The sequence below is a fragment of the Occallatibacter savannae genome (assembly GCF_003131205.1).
GTDB lineage: Bacteria > Acidobacteriota > Terriglobia > Terriglobales > Acidobacteriaceae > Telmatobacter > Telmatobacter savannae.
The window spans coordinates 293,969-313,025 of sequence record NZ_QFFY01000005.1 but is presented as its reverse complement, the minus strand read 5'-3'; the positions used below and the strand labels follow the sequence as shown (position 1 = coordinate 313,025).

Here is a 19,057-nt window from a genome sequence, read left to right as displayed (position 1 = left end):
AGGATAGGATGCGCTCCTCAGCAACTCAGCTTCAACAGAATCGACGGTTGGCGCGTGGGCGCAGCCGCATACCCGGTTGTGCGATGCGCCTGCATGGCCGCAGTTTGCTTTCGCTTGGCGTTGGCCAAAGTTGTCATAGCCCTACTGCTTATCGTACTTGTCCAGCCACTTCAGCTCTTCACGTACCTTGATGTACCCATGCCAGGGATTCTTGCCCAGGCCGTGCCCCTCGCCCGGCAGGACCAGGAACGTGTGCGGAATTCCAAGCGACTGCAGTGCGCGCTCCATTGTCTCGCCCTCGACGTACGAAACGCGAATATCCGCGCCGCCCTGGACCAGGTGCGTTGGCGTTCTAACTTTATTGAACTGGAACAAAGCGGCCTCAGACTGGTAGAGCTGCGGATTCTCCCAGGGCCGTCCGCCCAGGTACCACGCGTCGTCCCAGGTCATGTCGTCGTTGCCCCAGTTGGCCGCGTGCTCGACGGCTCCTGCGCCGGTCACAGCCGACTTGAAGCGCGTGGTCTGCGTGATCAGCCAGTTCGTCATGTACCCGCCATAGCTGTACCCGCCAATCGAAAGATGGTTCGGATCGGCATACCCGTCCTTCACAAGTGCATCGACTCCGGCGAGAATGTCGCGTCCCGGCTTCGACACGAGATGCGGAGCGATCCCGAGCATGAATTCGTCTCCATACCCGCTCGATCCCCGATAGTTCGGCCGAAACACGAGCCAGCCATCAGAGGCGGCCAGCGTCGCCCAGTCATACCAGTTGGCGCCGAAGCGGTTGCCATCCGCATCCGCCGGACCTCCATGTATGAAGGTGAACATCCGCAGATGCTTCGCGCCCTTCTCGCCGGGAGGGAAGATCAGCACGCCCTCGACACTCTGGCCGTCATCCGCTTTCCATGTGTAGGGCTGCCATTCCGGCTGCGCGCGCTCTGCAAACAGAGGATTGAAGTCGGTCAGCTTCTTCAAGTTGAATGGCTGCTGCGGATCGGTCATCAGGTAGACCTGTTGGGGATTGTTGATCGTCGAAAATTGAACGAGCAGGGAGTTCGCTCCCTTGGCCGAAACCAGTCCCGCGTAGGTACCAGCGAGCCCAGCCAGTTTGGTGGCCCTGTCTCCCTCAATGAGGTATAGCTGCGCCTCTGTGCCCTTCAGACCCACTGCCACTTCGCGTCCGTCCGCCAGCAGCACATACTGATCGAAAGATCCGTCGAACGACGATCCCAGCCGCTCGATTTTTCCGGACTCCGGGTTCATCCGGTACAGCCTTCCTTGCACGTCACGATAGTTGCCCTCGATCGAGCCATTCGCGGCGTTCACTGCGAAGTGGATCCAGCGTCCATCCGGGCCATCGGCTGCCACGCCGCCTGGGACTGGGCCGAAACCTACTTCTATGGCACTGCCGATAGCGGATTTGTCGCTCCCGGCCATCTCTTCTCCACCAAGCCCATGGGCAACCCCCTCTGGAGCGGCGGAGCAGACGGCCCCGAAGGCAGCCTCCTCGTCATCCCTGTGGTGCTGCTGCTTCTCGCCTGGCTGTTGTTCCTCCATAGCCGGCGCCCCAGGGAGATCAAAATGTCTACAGCTGAGGCTATGCAGATGATGTCGCGTTGGTAGATGATGCGCCTTTGGCTCAACCGCACCGCCGAAGTCTCCCTGCGCGAGCAGCTCATCACGCAGGTGGTGCTCGGCATTCTTTCGAAGGAACTCGCCCCCGGCCAGCGCCTGCCCAGCACCCGCGATCTTTCCCGTCGCTTCGGCATTCACGCCAACACCGCCAGCGTCGCCTACAAACAACTTGAAGACGAGGGCTGGGTCGAGATGCGCCACGGCAGCGGAGTTTTCGTCCGCTCCACGCGGCCGGAAGCGCCGCTCACCCCCGAGATCGCCATCGATCAGATGATTGGCGATCTCGCCGCACGCGCCCGCAAGCTCGGCGCCTCTGAAGCCCTGATCAAATCGCGCCTCCGCCGCTGGCTCGCGCTCGAACCGCCGGCGCGCTGGCTGCTCATCGAACCCGACCCCGAACTGCGCCGCATCGTCCTCTGCGAAATGGAACAGGCCCTCTCACTGCCCGTCCTCGGCTGTGGGCTCGATGAGTGCGCAACGCCGACGATCCTTGACGGCTCCATGCCTACGGTCCTTCCCAGCAAGGCCGCCCAGGTCCGCAAGCTGCTGCCCGCGGGAAAAGAACTCGCGACCCTTCAGATTCATCCTGTCTCCCCCGAACTGCAGTCGTACCTGCAGCGCTACATGCCCGCACACTCAAGTGACCTCATCGGCATCGCCTCGCGGTGGTCAGACTTCCAGCGCATCGCGCAAACCATGCTCGTCGCCGCCGGCTTCTCGACTGAGTGCCTCCTTGTTCGAGACGCCGCAAAGCCCGGCTGGAAACGCGGCCTCAACACCGCCCGAGCTGTCGTGTGCGACGCGGCCATCGAACACGATCTGCCCGAAGGCTCGCACCCAATCGTCTTCCGCCTTCTCCGCGACACTGCCATCGCGGAACTCCGCAAACGCGAAGAAGTGCTGATGACCTCGCCCACCGAGTAGCACATGTGGCTCCTTCAGACGACACAATTGGGGTCAGCGTTATCCTGTTCTAGATCATGCCTCCGCCTGCCGATCGGGAACAAGTTCTTGAACCGACGGATCGCCGATCCGCACGTCGCCGCTGGCCGCGCATCGTCCTCATCGGCGGCTTCTGGTTTCTGACCACACTTGTTCTCCTCGTTGCCATCTTCGTCGTCTGGCTTCGCAGCGCCGCGAAGGCAGCCCTGCCCCAACTCGATGGCGAAATCCATCTCGCCGCGCAGGGCATTCAGGGCCCTGCCGCTCCCGTCATCGTCCAACGCGATCAGCATGGCGTTCCCCACATCAGTGCCGCATCGCAGGAGGACATGTTCGTCGCCCAGGGCTACATCACCGCGCAGGACCGCCTCTGGCAGATGGACGCCTACCGCCGCACCGCGAACGGCGAGCTCGCCGAACTCATGGGCCCCTCCCTCGTGCGCCACGACAAGATGCAGCGCGTCCTTCAGTTCCGCAACGTCGCGCACCGCATCTATGGAAACCTCCCGCCCGACGAGCGCGCCCGTCTCGACGCCTACGCGCGCGGCGTCAACATCTACATCGCGCAGCATCAGGACTCGCTCCCCCCCGAGTTCCGCATGCTCCACTACAAACCCCAGCCGTGGTCCGGCGTCGACTCCATCTCCATCGGCATGATGATGGTCGACATGCTCGACACCCACTGGTACACAAAGCTCGCTCGCGGCCGAATCTCCGCGCAGCTAAACAACCCGAAGCTCGAGTCGGACCTCTACCCCGTCGGCTCCTGGCGTGATCATCCGCCAACCGGAGAACTGATCAACAGCGCCGAGCCGCATCCACAACCCGCAGCCAGCGCGGACGATGATGACGAGCGCACAATTGCCGACCTGACAAACTCATCGGATGTCCCAGCGCATGGATGGGAATCCAACATAGCCGACGTCCGCAAACTCTCTTCTCTCCTCGACCACGGCCGCTGCCCCGACTGCACTCCCGGTTCCAACAACTGGGTCATCTCCGGCGCGCACACCGCCAGCGGAAAGCCTCTGCTCTCGAACGACATGCACCTCGGTCTCAACGAGCCGAACATCTGGTACATGGCCGACCTGCGCGCCCCCGGCTTTCACGCAGCCGGCGTCACGCTCCCCGGCATGCCCTTCGTCATTGCCGGACACAACGAACACGTCGCCTGGGGATTCACCGCTCTCTACGCCGACGTGCAGGACCTCTATATCGAGAATGTCCAGACCGACAAATACGAAGGCGCAGACGCACAGTGGCATCCGCTCACCATCGATCGCGAACTCATCCGCGTACGTGGCGCTCGAGACGTCCACTACGATGTGCGCCTTACTGACCATGGCCCACTGATCGATCCCATTTTCACCAAAGACCCACGTCCCATCGCGCTCAAATGGAACCTCTATGATCCGTCTCTGAATTCGATCCCGCTCTACGCCATCAACACCGCATCCAACTGGACCGACTTCAGCGCCGCACTCAAGCAGTGGTCCTGGCCCTCGCAGAACGTCGTCTACTCTGACGACCAGGGCCACATCGGCTATCACGCAATCGGAAGGTTGCCTATCCGCCCCGCAGACATCTCCAGCGTTCCCATCGGCGATGCGAAGCACGAGTGGCAAGGCTACATGCCGTTTGACGACCTGCCCAACGCCTTCGACCCGCCCTCCGGCTTTCTCGCCACCGCCAATTCGCGTGTCACGTCCGTCAAATCGAAGTACCCGCTCACAAACGAGTGGGCCGATCCCTACCGGGCCGAGCGCATCTACAAACTTCTCCAGGGCCGTGATCACCTAACTCCCGCCGACATGCTCGCCGTGCAAACCGACATCTACAGCGAAGCGGACCAGCAACTCGCGCACCGTCTCGCCACCGCCATCGATCACTCATCAGAGGCCGACGCGCGGCTCCGCCAGGCCGCCGACCTGCTGCGCAACTGGGATGGACGCCTCACCACCGACTCCGTCGCCGCATCGATCGAAGTCAACACGCGCTACGCCCTGCGCCCTATGCTGCTCGAACCGAAGCTCGGCAAAGATCTCTCCAAGCTCTACCAGTGGTCCGAATCGAACTTCGCCTTTGAAGAAATCGTGATGCACGCCAGCCCCGACTGGCTCCCGCCCGACTACAAGGACTGGGACGCACTCCTTACTTACGCACTCCGCCGCGTTCTCAAAGACAACAACGTTCCCTCTGACCTCGGCAAGTGGACCTACGGCAGCTGGCACGTCGTCGACATCGAACATCCGCTCGCAGGTTTCCTACCCTTCATCGGCCGCACCGCCGGCACAGGCCGCCAGCCGCTCAGCGGAGACACCATCACCGTGAAGCAGGTCGGCGAGTCCTTCGGTCCGTCGCAGCGCTTCACCATGGATTGGAGCAACATCGACGGCTCAACCGAGAACATCGTCCTCGGCGAAAGCGGCAACGTCTACAGCCCCTACTATCGCGATCAGTGGAGCGACTACTACAACGGCCGCACCTTCGCGCTCCCCTTCACGCCCGCGGCCGTCACCGCCGACACCCAACACACTCTGCGCCTTCTTCCATGAACACGCCGGGATCAGACCCCACCAACGACCGGGTGCCCCAGGTCCCTCGCACTTGGGGACCTGGGAGAGATTTCAATGGTCGGAATGTCGTTCAGCGTTTCCTCGGCCCCCTCATCATCTGTTTCGCGGCCTTTATCGCCACCACCCCCGACCTCATCTGGGGCAACTCCTGCGGCCACGACTTCGACTTCCACCTAGCCTCGTGGATAGACGCACAGGCCGCATGGCGTCACGGCCTCTTCTACCCGCACTGGGCTCCCAGCCCTAACTGGGGCGCAGGAGAACCGCGCTTCGTCTTCTATCCGCCGCTCACGTGGATGCTCGGCGCTGCATTCGGCACCATCTTCCCCTGGAAAGGCGTCCAACTCGCGATCCTCTGCTCCTTCCTCGCGCTTACTGGACTCGCCACCCGCGCACTGGCCCGCCAGTTCGGCCTCTCCGACGGCCCCGCCACGCTCGCCGGCTGCGCCGCACTCTTTTCCGGCTACTCAATGTTCACCGCCTACGAGCGCTCCGCCTTCGGCGAACTCGCCGGCGGCTTCTGGATCCCGCTGCTTCTCCTCCTCATCCTCCGCGACGGCAACTCGCAGGCACCCGTATTCCGCCGCGCTCTCAATGGCTCCGGTTTCCTTCTCGCGCTCGTCGTTGCCGGCGCATGGCTCTCCAATGCTCCACTCGGTGTGATGGCCAGCTATCTGCTCGCCGCCATCGCACTCGTCCTCGCACTGATCCGCCGCTCCTGGTCTCCAATCCTCCGCGCCACCATCGCAGCAGCACTGGGCATCGGTCTCTTCGCGCTCTATCTCGTTCCCGCAGCCGTCGAGCAGCGCTGGGTGCAAATCCGCCAGGCAGTTGACGACCCCGGCCTCGCCATTGAAAACAGCTTCCTCTTCGCGCGCCACGCCAACCCAAATCTAGAACTGCACGATGTCGAGCTCATGCGCGTCTCCATCATCGCCGTCATCATGCTCGCCATCACCCTGCTCGGTGTCTTCATCGCAGGGCGCCGCGGCAAGCTGCCTAAAGACCGAACTCTCTGGATCCCCCTCGCTCTCATCCCCGTCGCCATCCTCTTTCTCCAGCTCCCCGTCTCGCTGCCCATCTGGAACGCCCTACCCAAGCTCCGCTTCCTTCAATTCCCCTGGCGGTGGCTCGTCGCTCTCGAAGCCCCAACCGGCATCTTCTTTGCCGCCGCACTCTGGCCAACGCGTCTCCTCTTTCGCAACCTCGTGGTTGCGGGTTGCACGCTGCTGTTTCTCGGTACCACCGCGGCATCGCTCCAGATCTTTCACCAGGGCTGCGACGCAGAAGATCGAGTCTCCGGCATGCTCTCCGCCTACCGCAGCGGCCAGGGTTTCGAAGGTGTCGACGAGTACGCCCCTCCGCGCGCCGACAACTCCATTGTTCCCATTGGCGTTCCGGACGCATGCCTGGTTGCGAACGCAACAACTGTCCTCGCACCGGCTTCGCAGGACGGCACCGTACCCGAGTGGGATCCGGCGAACGGCCACTGCGACGCGACTTACTCGTGGTTTCGCAATGAGGGCTCGGTTGACCCCGAACATCGCAAGATTGTCGCCGACATTCCCCACGCCGGCTTCCTGATCCTGCACCTCCGCGACTACGCCGCCTGGCAGGTCCGCGTCAACGACCGACTGCTCGCGTTCGGCGCCAACCCAACCCTCACGCCCCTGCCGCAACGCGATGACGGCATGATGGCCGTCCCCGTCCCGCAAGGTCATGTAGACCTCGCCATCGACTGGACCACGACGCGCGACGTCATCATTGGCCGCTGGCTCAGCCTCCTCTCACTCCTGCTCCTCGCCGCGCTTTACATCGCAGAGCGAAGAGCTTCCTCACCCAGCGCTCCGCCTCCCAAGGTCTCCCTGTGAACTTGAATGAGCCACTATTTTGAAAGGCACGACTTTACAGCTTTCTGCAAAAGTCCGAAACGGCTGGGTTTTGAAAGGGCACAGATTTATCTGTGCCGATAAGGGGGGTGCAAATAGAGCGCGGTTTTAGCCGCTGAGGGACGGTTTCGATGAGTCCTGGCAAGACCGGCGCATCTTTCAGCAAGCTGTTCAGTCGTCCGCTCATGCCCGGCAAGAACGCGGGCTTTAGTCCCTGAGGGATGCTTCTACTCCCACGAAAGCAGTTCTCTCGCGCGCTCCGCAGTTCTTGTCACAGCCTTAGCAATCCGTCACTCAGTTAAAATGAATGCAGGATGCCGACAGATGTGAAATCCCTCATTCAGGAAGGCGCTGATCTCACCGATCGTGCGCTCGAGTCCCTGATCCCCTCCACCGACACCGTCCCGGCCTCCATCCACGGCGCCATGCGCCACAGCGTCTTCGCAGGCGGCAAGCGCCTCCGCCCTGTGCTTGCCATGCAGGCCGCCGCAACCATCTCCGGCTCCGTTCCCGCGGGTATAGAACGGCTCGGTGCAGCCATCGAAATGCTGCATACGTATTCGCTTATCCACGACGATCTACCCGCCCTCGACAACGACGACCTTCGCCGCGGCAAGCCCACCTGCCACGTCGCATTCGGCGAAGCCATCGCCATCCTCGCCGGAGACGCGCTCCAGACCCGCGCCTTCGAAATTCTCGCCGGCCTCGATTCCCCACCCGCCGCTACGGTTCAGATCATCGGCCTCATCGCCCACGCCATCGGCACCGTCGACGGCATGATCGGCGGCCAGGTCCTCGACATTGAAAGCGAACATCAGAAGCCCACGCCCGAGCTCGTCGAAGCCATCCATCGCGCCAAAACCGGCGCACTCATTCGCGTCAGCGTCGTCACCGGCGGCGTCTATGCCGGCGCCACTCCCGACGACGTCGCCCGCCTCGACACCTTCGGACGCAAGGCCGGCCTCGCCTTCCAGATCGTCGACGACGTCCTCGACATGACTGTCGACTCCGCCCACCTCGGCAAGACTGCCGGCAAAGATTTAGCCACCGAAAAAGCCACGTGGCCCGCCGTCTACGGCATCGAGCAGAGCCAGCGCGACGCCGCAGCCCTCATCGATGAAGCCTTTGCCGCTCTCGCTCCTTATGGCTCCCGCGCCGACGGCCTCAAAGCCGTCGCTCGCTACCTGGTGGATCGAAAGAACTGACCCCACATCTAATCAACCACAGAGGACTGCAGGCCCAACGGCCGCGGTACCAGCTGAGGACGCGACGAGAGTCGCGGCCGGGAGCAGTAGATGTTTCGCAAGCTGTTGAAGTCAAAGATTCACCGCGCCACCGTAACCAAATCGGACCTGAACTACGAAGGCAGCATCGCGGTAGACGCAACGCTGCTGGAAGCGGCCGATATTCAGCCCTTTGAAGCCGTTCACGTGTGGAATGTCACCAACGGCAGCCGCCTTCAGACCTACGCGCTGCCCGTCGAAAAAGACGGAGGCGAAATCTGCCTCAACGGCGCCGCCGCCCGCCTTGCTCAGGCCGGAGACCTCGTCATTATCGCCAGCTTCGCCTGGCTCGACGAGAAAGAAGCCGCCGCCGCAAAGCCGAAGCTCGTTTTCGTGGACGCGAAGAACAAGATCGTCGAGGTAAAGTCTTAAGCGTACGGCCAACTATGCTGACCGAAGACCAGATCCTCGCCGCGCTCCGCGACTGCTTCGATCCCGAAGTCAAGCTGAACCTCGTCGACCTCGGCCTCATCTACCGCGTCGAGACGGAACCCGACCCTGACTCCGCGCCCGCATGGCCGCGCCAGCGAGTCAAAATCACCATGACGCTCACCACTGAGTACTGCCCCGCCTCAGGCCTCATCATCGAGCAGGTACACAATCGCCTCGCCACCATTCCCGACATCAGCAAAGTGGAAGTGGATCTTGTCTGGGAACCACGCTGGACTCCCCATCGCATCAGCGAAGCCGGCCGCAAGCAGCTCGGCCTCTGAGAATTCGGATGCTCATCCACGCCGGGTGCCCCATGTCTCCTGCCTTTGGAGACATGGGAGACTACACCCCTCCCCGAAACCTGCAGCTGTGCTCCACCTGTCACGCCGAAGCCTTGGTTAGGGGTGGGATCGGACAAACCAGACAAACCTAAACCGGGATATGCGTCTCCGCGGCTCTTCCCATAGCCCGCCTCAGGGCCTCGCCCTTCTCCGCCACGCCTTCCATCACGTCGCGAACCTGCTCGAACATATTCTGCGCGCGGTCCACATACCCCGGCAGCGCCTCCCACCAGCGCTTCAGCGTCTCCTCGTGATCCATCAGCGCGATCGCAGTGCCCGAGGCAGCCATCACCAGCCCGGCCTTCTTGTGCCCTGTAAGCAGCAGCAATCCACCCGCCACCAGCGAACCGCAGGCGGCCACCTTTGCCCAGTCGTACTGTTCGTTGTGCGCCATTGCAGTCATCCTCGAAGTGCGGTTCTCTGGGTTCGGAAAAGAGGCGATATTCATGCAGTCTCCTTGGTTCACTCAGATGCAGGCCTGGTCGAACGGGCAGCTAGAGAACTCCGCCTCCCGCGCCCACGCTAGTCCAGGTCGAAATCGCGCAGCGGCTTGCCCGCCGGAGCATCCTTCGCCTTCTTCAGCGCTTCGGCAAACTTCTTGTCGAACAAGTCCTCCTTGTTCTTCTCCGCGTCAATCGACTGCCGGAAGATCGACTCCTTCCGCTCATCATGCTCGCGCATGGCCTTGGCCGCGGTCTCGAGGTCTTCAAACATCTTCTTGCGCGGAGCGGACGTGTGGCTGATCACGAGCCCCGTCGTCGCATCCACCAGGATCATCGCCCCGCAGTCCGGACAGGCGACTTGGAATGTGTCTGGCTTTTCATTACCCATAACAGAGGGTATTTTAGGCCCTCCGGCTGGGTCAGCCAAGCGCCCGCCACACCGAGGCCCACCCGCCCCATCTGAACCGGCCGGCGGTTCGCAGAAAGCTTGAACATTCCGGCAGCCTCGAGCGTACATTTCTTCAGGATGTCTATTCCTCCCCCATAACCCTGTCCCGGTTCTCGCGATAAGGAGACTCATGAAAGTCGCTTCTCTCCTCAAGCTCTTCGTTCCCGCTTTGTTCGCTCTCACCCTTGCGCCCCTCTCTACCGCGCAGGCCAACCTGGCCGGAGACTGGAACGGCACGCTCGACGCAGGCGGAAATATCGTCCACGTTGCATGGCGCCTCACCATCGCGCCAGACGGCGCCCCGACTTCGACGCTCGACAATATCGACGAAGGTGTCTACGGCATCAAGGTGAAATCGACGACTATCAAGGGCTCTGACGTGGCCCTCTCGGTCGACGACACCGTCCAGGCCAATGGGCAGGATCTCCACCTCCTCGGCTCCTTCGCCGGCAAGGTCTCAGCAGACTCCAAAGAGGTCACAGGCACCTGGACCCAGGTCGAGCCCCAGCAGGGAGAGTTGGAAGTCCGCTTCGTGCACGCCGCTCAAACCGCCGCACCAGCCGCCGCTCCGCCCACAGCCTCATCTTCCCCGCAAGCTTCCGTCCTCGGCGACTGGTCCGGCACGCTCCAGGCTGGCCCCGCCCAGCTTCGCCTCATTCTGCACATCAAGACCAACGCTGACGGTACCCTCACCGGCACTCTCGACAGCATCGACCAGGGAGCCAATGGCATTCCGATCAGCACGGTCAGCTTCAAAGACGGCAAACTCGAGCTCAACGTAGCCGCGGTGAACGGCACCTACGAAGGCACAGTCGACAAAGACGACATCAAGGGAACCTGGACCCAGGGCCAGGCGCTCGAACTCAACTTCAAGCGCGGGGCGCCGCAAGCAGCCGCGGCTTCCAAGCCAGCCGCTCCCATCGACATCGACGGCACCTGGACCGGCAAGCTCAGCACACCCGGCGGCAGCCTCACCATCAACCTGAAAGTCGCCAACATGGACAGCGGACTTACCGCGCAGATCCAGAGCCCCGATCAATCTCCAAACTGGGCACCGGCCACCTCCATCAGCCGCGAAGGCAATCAGCTCTCAGTCACCTTCAACGCCTTCGGCGCAACCTACAAAGGCAAGATCGCAGCCGACCACTCCAGCATCGGCGGCCAGTTCACCCAGATGGGCAACGACCTCCCGCTCGTACTGAAAAAGATCTAGTTCCACCATCCATGGGTGCCCTTTTCTTGCGGCGCATTTTGTCGAAGGGGTGGGAAGCGAAGTAGCCGGGGCGCCCCAGGTCCGTGTGTTCGGACCTGGGAAACCACGCACCTCAACTCACGACAGAAGAGACCCTCGCGCGCCGGGTGCCCCACATCTCGCTTCTGAGATGTGGGAGACCACAATCTCCAACGGACGGGTGTCTAAATACCTGTATTGAGACCAGTGGAACTCTACTTCGATCCCGTACCCCGCACACGCAGAATCACTCTTCGATACGACGTCAGCCTCGGCGCCCCCTCATCCGTGACCGCCAGAATGACATGCGCCACCCCATCGCCCTTGCATGGAATCATCGGCAGCCAGAACGGCCTGCATGCCCCATCCGCCCGCACCGTCACGCGGGCTGTGTCAGCTCCGCTCAGCGTCACCGCCGCAAGATTCCCATCCATCAACCCCGCCTCGCCATAGTGAAACCACCGGTAGTGGATCGCTTGCCCATCCGGATCGCTGCTCTGGCTTGCATCCAGCGTGATCGACTGACCAACCTGCATATCCATCTCGATCGACTCCGTCCCCCCCTTCCCATTCACCACCACAGTTGGATTGTGATTCGCATGCTTGTAATCCGCCACCGTCCACCTCATCCGCGCCGCGAAGTCGTTCTGGAATGCCTCGCGCCACCGCCAGATCGTTGCCTGGTCCGACGTATGCTCCTTCCCATCCATGCCCACCACCGTGTCGCGCGAATCCACACGCTTGAACTCGTCTCCGCCCTGCGTCCAGATCTCGTGCGTCTCGCCATACGGCTGGCGATAGACATACCGCCCTCCCCAACCGCCCCAGTCCGGCCGTCGATACGCCTCCAGTCCATTAGCGATCAGATTCAGAAACGAAGGCGTATCGCCCTCCATGATGAACATGAACTTCGGATACTTCTTCCCGAGCGGCCCCTTGTTCCGGATATTCGCCTCCAGCCATTCATTCGTCACCGTCGTCGCATCCGCGCCTTCACCGTTTCGGTAGTACTTGTCGCCGCTGATCCCCGTCCACGTCGCCGCCGCATACTCGCCGCTCGTCGGCGTCGATGGCGACACGATGTAGAACAGCTCCGGAAACTCCTTTCGTATCCACGGCCCCGCATCGTCCTGGTCGCTGATCGAATACACCCGTACCCGCGCCAGCAGCTTCTTCATCTCCTCGGGCGTGTGTGCCGCTTTCGCATCCATCAGCGCCTGCGCCAGAGTTCCCGCGCCTCCCCAGATGCAAGTCCACAACGGCCGCCGATCCTCGCGCTCCATCGCCTGCACAATCGCCTTGGACCCCTCCGACGACTTCCCTTTGCCTGTCGCCCCCATCCCGTACGCGCTCTGGCCCGTATGGACCCTGTCACGCAGCTCCGCCGCTTCCGGCCAGCCCTTCGCATGCAGCAGCAGGTTCGGCCTCACCTCGCCGTACGCGTCAATCAGCTCCCGCATCGTCTCCGGATGTGTCTTCTCCCGCTGCCACGTTGAAGTAGTCGCAATCATCGCCTCGATATCGAACTCATTCGAGTACATCAGCAGCCGCACAAACGACATCTGGTCGTCGGGCTCATTGCCGATATCGCTGATCACCACCACGCGCGGCTTGCCGCTGAAGCTGTCCACCTGTGCAGGCGGAATCGGCTGCGCCATCAGCATCGAGGTTACAAAGCCGGAAAAAGCTACCGCGCCTATGCGCAATCTCATGCTTCGTTCTCCATACAGTTCGTCACAATCATATGCGGCCCCAGCAACTCTTCCGGTATTCCTGTGTCACAGCCCTCGAGAGACAGCCCTTATTCCGCGCTCAGCCGTTCATAATCAAAAGAACATCCGGGGGTGATTTCAAGATGCACCGCCTTCCTTGCAGGCTGACGTCAGCCGCTCTGCTCTCTGCATGCCTGGCTGCCGCTCAGAACAAGTCCGCTGCCACCGATCCGCTCCCCTCGCCGGAATCTGTAATGGCCCGCGTCGCCGCCAACCAGGACGCCTCTGAAGCCGAGCGCACGCGCTACGTCTACGTGCAGCACGCGCGCATGTCCTCGCGCAAAGGCAAAACCATCCTCTGCGAAGAGATCACCGACTACCGCTTCACCCCCTCCACGGGCGACACGCACGAGCAGTTGCTCAAGGTCGACGGCCGCATGCTGAAAAACAACAAGTACGTCACCTACGACAAACTGCTGCTGCGCGATGAAGAAAACGAAAGGCCGCAGAGGAACAGCAGAAGCAGACGAAAGAAGCTCAGGCTTCAAGCCCGGACTCAGATCCTGACAACAGCAAAGATCAGAAATCCGCGGACAAGAAAGAAAAGAAAAAAGACAAAGACAAGGATAAGGATCCAGTTTTCGACCCCGACAGCGACGAAACCATCGACCGCGACCTCGTCGAGAACATCCGCTGGAACCTCATCCACGACAAATCGAAGGACGGCATCAACGCCCATCTCTTCCCGCTCACCTCAAAAGACCAGGCCAACTACACGTTTCGCATAATCGGCCGCGAGCGGCTCAACAATCACGACGTCTTCCACATCACCTTCCGCCCCAAAAACAAGGACGATTTCGGCTGGAGCGGCGACGCCTACATCGACACGGCCGCCTACCAGCCCGTGCTCATCACCACCGGAATGGCGCGCAAAATCCCCTTCGCCGTTCGCACGCTGCTCGGCACCAATGTCCCTGGCCTAGGCTTCACCGTCACCTACGCTCCTCAAGCCGACGGCGTCTGGTTCCCCGTCACCTTCTCCACCGAATTCAAGATCCACGTCCTCTACTTCTTTCACCGCCAGCTCTTCCTCAACGCCGAGAACCGCGACTTCGAAAAGACCCACGTAACATCACGCATCCTCGAAGACCAGACCGCAGAGGTACCCACCTCGCCTCAGCCGCAGTAGCCAAACGCACGAAGGCCCCGCTCGTTGAGCAGGGCCTTCGTCTTTCTTTCCGCTTCTGCGGGTGCGGAACCCTATTTCTCGTGTGCCGTGGCCAGCTTGGCCTCTGCCTCAGCGATCCGATGGAGAGCCTCGGTGTACTTCTCTTCGCTGTCGCCGGCCTCCTGCCATTCCTTCTGGCCGCGATCGAGCTGCTGCTGCGCCCGCTGTACATCGATCTCCCCGGGCTTCAGCGCATCATTCGCCAGGATCGTCACGCGATCCGGCAGAACCTCAACGAATCCCCAGCTCACGTTGTACACCTGATCGCCGCCGTCGCGCCCGCCATGCAGCCGCACATCTCCCGCGCCCAGTTCGGCCATCAGCGGAGCGTGCCCGAAAAGCACCTCCATGTAGCCATTCTTCGCCGGGAGCTCAACCGCATCCGCCGTGGTGTCAAACAAAACGCGTTCCGGCGACACCAGCCGTACCCGCAGCGAATTCGTCTCGTCAGCCATAAGTCAGTTCTCAGTTGCCAGTTGTCAGTCTCCAGTTGTCGAAGTGACTGGCGACTGGAAACTGTTGACTGGCAACTCGTTCTTTACGCCGTCTGCTTCAGCTTCTCGGCGGTTTCCAGCACTTCCTCGATGCCACCCTTCATGTAGAAGGCCTGCTCGGGGACATCATCGTGCTTGCCCTCGATGATCTCCTTGAAACTCCGCACCGTGTCTGCAATCTTCACGTACTTGCCAGGAATGCCGGTAAACGTCTCGGCCACATGGAACGGCTGCGACAGGAACTTCTGCACCTTGCGCGCACGTGCCACCGTGAGCTTGTCCTCTTCCGAGAGCTCGTCGATACCGAGAATCGCGATGATGTCTTGCAGATCCTTGTACCGCTGCAGAATCCTCTTCACTCCCTGCGCCACAGCATAGTGTTCGTCGCCAACCACGCGCGCCGACAGAATGCGCGACGTCGAAGCCAGCGGATCGACGGCCGGATAGATGCCCAGCTCCGATAGCGGACGGCTCAACACCGTCGTCGCGTCCAGGTGAGCAAACGTCGTCGCCGGCGCCGGATCGGTCAAGTCATCGGCCGGCACGTACACAGCCTGCACCGACGTCACCGAGCCCTTGGTCGTCGACGTGATGCGCTCCTGCAGCTCGCCCATCTCCGTCGCGAGGTTCGGCTGATATCCCACAGCCGAAGGCATACGGCCCAGCAGCGTCGATACCTCAGAACCCGCCTGCGTGAACCGGAAAATGTTATCCACAAAGAGCAGCGTGTCCGCCCCTTCGCGGTCGCGGAAATACTCAGCGACCGTCAGCCCAGTCAGCGCCACGCGCAGACGCGCTCCGGGCGGCTCGGTCATCTGGCCGTACACCAGCGCGCACTTCGAGTCCTGCCATTTGCCGGGCTTGATCACGCCCGACTCGGTCATCTCCGTCCACAGGTCATTGCCTTCGCGCGTACGCTCGCCCACGCCCGCAAACACCGAATAGCCGCCGTGGTTCTTCGCAACGTTATTGATCAGCTCCATGATGACGACGGTCTTGCCCACGCCGGCGCCGCCAAACAGGCCGATCTTGCCGCCTTTCAAGAACGGCTGGATCAGGTCGATAACCTTGATCCCCGTCTCGAACATCTCCTCATGGGTCGACTGCTCATCGAACAGCGGAGCCGGACGATGGATGGGATCGCGCTGCTTCTCGCCAATAGGGCCGAGTTCGTCCACCGGCTCGCCGATCACGTTGATCACGCGGCCCAGCGTCTCCTTGCCCACCGGAACGCGGATCGGACCGCCCTGGTCGATCGCCTTCATGCCGCGCACCATGCCGTCAGTCGCTTCCATAGCGACCGTACGCACGCGCCCCTCGCCCAGGTGCTGCTGCACCTCGAGAATCACGTTAATGGGCGTCGGCACGTTGAAGCCCTCGCTCGTCACGCGCAGCGCCTGGAAGATCGGCGGCATCGTCGCCTCTTCAAACTGCACGTCCACCGCGGGACCGGAAATCTGAATCACCTTGCCAATGTTTTCTGCCATCGTTATGCCTTTTTGAGCCTCTAGATCTCGTTCCAAGCCGTTAGCTCGTAGCTGTTAGCTCTTAGTTTCGATCTGATTCGAATTCAGCTAAGGGCTAAAAGCTAATGGCTAATAGCTGTCTCTTACACCGCTGCCGCTCCACTCACGATCTCGATAATCTCCTTCGTAATCGCCGCCTGCCGCACCCGGTTCATCTGCAGCGTGTACGAGTCGATCATCTCCGATGCGTTATTCGTCGCCGAATCCATCGCCGTCATGCGCGCTGCATGTTCCGCCGCCACTGACTCCGCCATCGCGTGATACAGCATCGCCGAAACATACTGCGGCAGCAATCCGTTGAACAGCTCTTCCGCCGGCTGTTCGTAGATATAGTCCACGTTTGCCGTGCCAAACTTCTTCGCTTCCTCGTCGGCCTCTTCGGTATCCGCCTCTTCGAGCGTGATCCCTGCGCTCAGCGCCGCGTGCGCAGCGCGTTCCTTCTGCTCGGCGGTCGGCTCTTCCGCGCCCGTGATCTGTGGCTTGCCAATCTCCAGAATCGGAAGCAGCCGCTCCACCACCAGCCTCTGCGCGATCACCGACTTGAATTCGTTGTAGACGATATACGCGGCGTCGATCTCCTCGTGCACATAGCGCGAAATGATGTTCTGCGCCAGGTCGAACACGCGATTCGCTTCCAGCTTGATCAGCATCCCGGGGTGATCGCCCGTGATCTCCACCTTACCCTTGCGCTCGTTCCGAACCTGACGCTTCGTGCCGTTCTCGTCAGTTTGTTCGCTATACGACGCAATCGGATATCTGCGCCGCAGCAGATCGCGTCCCTTGCGCCCGATCGCCTCGACATCGATCTCGATCTCGGGATTGCCCTTGATGAACTGGAACGCGGTCTTCGTGATGTTGGCGTTGAAGGCGCCCGCAAAGCCGCGATCTCCGCTGATGACCACGATCAAGACACGCTTTTCCGGCCGCGTGGCAAACAGTGGATGCCGCAGATTGCCGGTTTCCTCGTCAAAGATGTCCACGCGCCGCGTCAGCGATTCCAGCACGCTCGTGATCATCTCCGCATAGGGCCTCGCCGCCAGCGTGCGCTCCTGTGCGCGGCGCAGCCTCGCCGCCGAAACCATCTTCATGGCCTTGGTGATCTGCCGCGTGTTCTTCACGCTGCGTATGCGCCGCCGTAGATCCAGTACGTTTGCCATATCAGTTCTCAGTTACCAGTTGTCAGTCTTCAGTCGATTCCTGGCCAATCTCCATGCTCTTAACTGACAACTGGAGACTGGCAACTGGCAACTCTTATGCCTTCGCCGTCTGCAACTCCGCTTGGAAATTCGCCTTGTATTCCTTCATCGCCGCGTGCAGCCGGTTGCGGACATCATCGTCCAGCTGCTTCTTCTTGCTAAGGTCGTCCATCAGCGCCGTCTGCGCGCTCGCAAAGTACTTGTGCAGACCGTCTTCAAATGCGCGAATGTCTTTGACCTCGAGATCGTCGAGATACCCCTGCGTACCCGCAAACAGAATCGTGACCTGCTGTTCCCACGTCAGCGGGTGGAACTGCGGCTGCTTCAACAGCTCTGTCAATCTCTGTCCGCGATTGAGCTGCTTCTGCGTCAGCGGATCGAGATCCGAACCGAACTGCGCAAATGCCGCCAGTTCGCGATACTGCGCCAGATCCAGCTTCAGCGTCGAACCAACCTGCTTCACCGCCTTGATCGCCGCCGTGAATCCCACGCGCGATACCGAAAGTCCCACGTTCACCGCGGGACGCACGCCGGAGTTGAACAGGTCTGTCTCGAGGAAGATCTGCCCGTCGGTAATCGAAATCACGTTCGTCGGAATGTACGCAGAAACGTCGCCCGCCTGCGTCTCAATCACCGGCAGGGCCGTCAGCGAACCGCCGCCGCGCTTCTCGCTCATCTTTGACGAGCGCTCCAGTAGGCGCGAGTGGAGATAGAACACGTCGCCCGGATACGCCTCGCGGCCCGGCGGACGACGCAGCAGCAACGAAATCTCGCGATACGCCATCGCGTGCTTCGAGAGGTCGTCATACATCACCAGCGCGTGCTTGCCGTTGTCGCGGAAATACTCGCCGATTGCCGTCGCGGCATACGGAGCGAGATACAACATCGGAGCCGGCTCTGAAGCCGAAGCAGCCACGATGATGGTGTGCCCCATCGCGCCGGCTTCGGTCAGCGTCTGCACGACCTGAGCAATCGAAGACCTCTTCTGGCCGATGGCGCAGTAGATACAAATCAGATTGTTCTTCGCATTGTTGATGATCGTGTCCAGCAGCACGGCGGTCTTGCCGGTCTGCCGGTCGCCGATGATCAGCTCGCGCTGTCCGCGGCCGATCGGGATCATGGCGTCGATGGCCTTCAGACCCGTCGCCATCGGCTCACGAACGCCCTGTCGATCGATAATGCCGGGTGCAATGCGCTCCACCGGGTTCATCTGCGTGGTCGCGATCGGCCCCTTGTCGTCAATCGGAGCGCCAAGCGCGTTCACCACGCGTCCGATCATCGCATCGCCAACCGGCACCGACAGAATCTTGCCCGTCCGCTTGACCTCGTCGCCTTCGCGAATCTCGGTATAGTCGCCCAGTACGACGGCGCCCACCTGGTCCTCTTCTAATGAGAGCGCCAGTCCGGCAATGCCGTGCGGGAAGGCAAGCAGTTCGCCCGCCATCACCTTGTCGAGCCCGTGGAGGCGCGCAATGCCGTCACCCAGCGAGGTGATCGTGCCGACCTCGTCCACCTGGACCTTCGAGTCGTAGTTCGCGATCTGCTCGCGCAGTAGTTGTGTAATCTCGTCTGCTTTGATCTGAGCCATTTTGCAAGTTCCTTGCAGTTCTCAGTCTTCAGTTCACAGTTCTCAGTTGCCGATCACCTGCTGCACCGCGGGCTCCGAGAATCTCTTTCTACT

18 protein-coding genes are annotated in these 19,057 nt (G+C 61.4%); 10 read left to right on the top strand and 8 right to left on the bottom strand.

The window, feature by feature from the left end; all coding sequences use genetic code 11:
- Window positions 1-141: 141 nt before the first annotated feature.
- Window positions 142-1,326 (bottom strand): alpha/beta hydrolase family protein, encoded by a 1,185-nt coding sequence (locus DHV10_RS19325; RefSeq protein WP_162601687.1) that lies wholly within the window; start codon window positions 1,324-1,326, stop codon window positions 142-144.
- A 6-nt stretch (window positions 1,327-1,332) separates the two neighbouring features.
- Here DHV10_RS19325 and DHV10_RS27285 point away from each other — a divergent pair, with 6 nt between their 5' ends.
- The 7 genes from DHV10_RS27285 (at window position 1,333) to DHV10_RS19295 (ending at window position 9,038) form a co-directional block, all read left to right on the top strand.
- The gene (locus DHV10_RS27285) at window positions 1,333-1,623 is read left to right on the top strand and encodes a hypothetical protein (RefSeq protein WP_162601686.1); all 291 of its coding nucleotides are present in this window, start codon (window positions 1,333-1,335) and stop codon (window positions 1,621-1,623) included.
- Complete coding sequence (locus DHV10_RS19320; RefSeq protein ID WP_109488030.1) at window positions 1,624-2,559, top strand: GntR family transcriptional regulator; 936 nt, start codon at window positions 1,624-1,626, stop codon at window positions 2,557-2,559.
- A gap of 56 nt (window positions 2,560-2,615) precedes the next feature.
- Window positions 2,616-5,132: a penicillin acylase family protein gene (locus tag DHV10_RS19315; RefSeq protein ID WP_109488029.1), complete on the top strand. Its 2,517-nt coding sequence runs from the start codon at window positions 2,616-2,618 to the stop codon at window positions 5,130-5,132.
- Window positions 5,129-7,024, top strand: a complete 1,896-nt coding sequence (locus tag DHV10_RS19310) for a glycosyltransferase family protein (protein WP_109488028.1) — start codon at window positions 5,129-5,131, stop codon at window positions 7,022-7,024. Before DHV10_RS19315 ends, DHV10_RS19310 begins: the two co-directional genes overlap by 4 nt.
- Before the next feature lie 344 nt (window positions 7,025-7,368).
- Window positions 7,369-8,247: a polyprenyl synthetase family protein gene (locus DHV10_RS19305; RefSeq protein ID WP_338042630.1), complete on the top strand. Its 879-nt coding sequence runs from the start codon at window positions 7,369-7,371 to the stop codon at window positions 8,245-8,247.
- Window positions 8,248-8,337: 90 nt separating this feature from the next.
- Window positions 8,338-8,697 carry an aspartate 1-decarboxylase gene (gene panD, locus DHV10_RS19300; RefSeq protein ID WP_109488026.1) on the top strand — a complete coding sequence of 120 codons (360 nt, stop codon included), beginning with the start codon at window positions 8,338-8,340 and terminating at the stop codon, window positions 8,695-8,697.
- 14 nt (window positions 8,698-8,711) lie between these two features.
- On the top strand, window positions 8,712-9,038 hold the full coding sequence (locus tag DHV10_RS19295; RefSeq protein WP_109488025.1) for a metal-sulfur cluster assembly factor: 327 nt from the start codon (window positions 8,712-8,714) through the stop codon (window positions 9,036-9,038).
- 148 nt (window positions 9,039-9,186) lie between these two features.
- On the opposite strand, the gene DHV10_RS19290 is transcribed toward DHV10_RS19295, so the two are convergent.
- Together DHV10_RS19290 and DHV10_RS19285 are read right to left on the bottom strand one after the other, a co-directional pair.
- Window positions 9,187-9,546 carry a hypothetical protein gene (locus DHV10_RS19290; RefSeq protein ID WP_109488024.1) on the bottom strand — a complete coding sequence of 120 codons (360 nt, stop codon included), beginning with the start codon at window positions 9,544-9,546 and terminating at the stop codon, window positions 9,187-9,189.
- 74 nt (window positions 9,547-9,620) lie between these two features.
- Window positions 9,621-9,929, bottom strand: coding sequence for a hypothetical protein (locus DHV10_RS19285; protein ID WP_109488023.1), 309 nt, complete (start codon window positions 9,927-9,929; stop codon window positions 9,621-9,623).
- A 190-nt stretch (window positions 9,930-10,119) separates the two neighbouring features.
- Here DHV10_RS19285 and DHV10_RS19280 point away from each other — a divergent pair, with 190 nt between their 5' ends.
- Entirely contained in the window at window positions 10,120-11,202 is a 1,083-nt protein-coding gene (locus tag DHV10_RS19280) for a hypothetical protein (protein ID WP_109488022.1), read from the top strand.
- Between the two features lie 233 nt (window positions 11,203-11,435).
- Here the strand turns inward: DHV10_RS19280 and DHV10_RS19275 are convergent, their stop codons facing one another.
- Window positions 11,436-12,932 carry a DUF1593 domain-containing protein gene (locus DHV10_RS19275; RefSeq protein ID WP_204101473.1) on the bottom strand — a complete coding sequence of 499 codons (1,497 nt, stop codon included), beginning with the start codon at window positions 12,930-12,932 and terminating at the stop codon, window positions 11,436-11,438.
- A gap of 143 nt (window positions 12,933-13,075) precedes the next feature.
- On the opposite strand from DHV10_RS19275, the gene DHV10_RS27280 reads away from it, so the two are divergent.
- Both DHV10_RS27280 and DHV10_RS19260 read left to right on the top strand, forming a co-directional pair.
- A complete protein-coding gene (locus DHV10_RS27280) occupies window positions 13,076-13,720 on the top strand; it encodes a hypothetical protein (protein ID WP_162601685.1) in 645 nt (214 codons plus the stop codon).
- A 116-nt stretch (window positions 13,721-13,836) separates the two neighbouring features.
- The gene (locus DHV10_RS19260) at window positions 13,837-14,121 is read left to right on the top strand and encodes a hypothetical protein (protein ID WP_109488019.1); all 285 of its coding nucleotides are present in this window, start codon (window positions 13,837-13,839) and stop codon (window positions 14,119-14,121) included.
- 71 nt (window positions 14,122-14,192) lie between these two features.
- On the opposite strand, the gene atpC is transcribed toward DHV10_RS19260, so the two are convergent.
- The 4 genes from atpC to atpA form a co-directional block, all read right to left on the bottom strand.
- Window positions 14,193-14,615 (bottom strand): ATP synthase F1 subunit epsilon, encoded by a 423-nt coding sequence (atpC, locus tag DHV10_RS19255; protein ID WP_109488018.1) that lies wholly within the window; start codon window positions 14,613-14,615, stop codon window positions 14,193-14,195.
- Between the two features lie 83 nt (window positions 14,616-14,698).
- Window positions 14,699-16,141 (bottom strand): F0F1 ATP synthase subunit beta, encoded by a 1,443-nt coding sequence (gene atpD / locus DHV10_RS19250; protein ID WP_109488017.1) that lies wholly within the window; start codon window positions 16,139-16,141, stop codon window positions 14,699-14,701.
- A gap of 122 nt (window positions 16,142-16,263) precedes the next feature.
- Window positions 16,264-17,337: a F0F1 ATP synthase subunit gamma gene (locus DHV10_RS19245; RefSeq protein WP_109488016.1), complete on the bottom strand. Its 1,074-nt coding sequence runs from the start codon at window positions 17,335-17,337 to the stop codon at window positions 16,264-16,266.
- 94 nt (window positions 17,338-17,431) lie between these two features.
- Entirely contained in the window at window positions 17,432-18,964 is a 1,533-nt protein-coding gene (gene atpA, locus DHV10_RS19240; RefSeq protein ID WP_109488015.1) for a F0F1 ATP synthase subunit alpha, read from the bottom strand.
- Window positions 18,965-19,057: the final 93 nt, after the last annotated feature.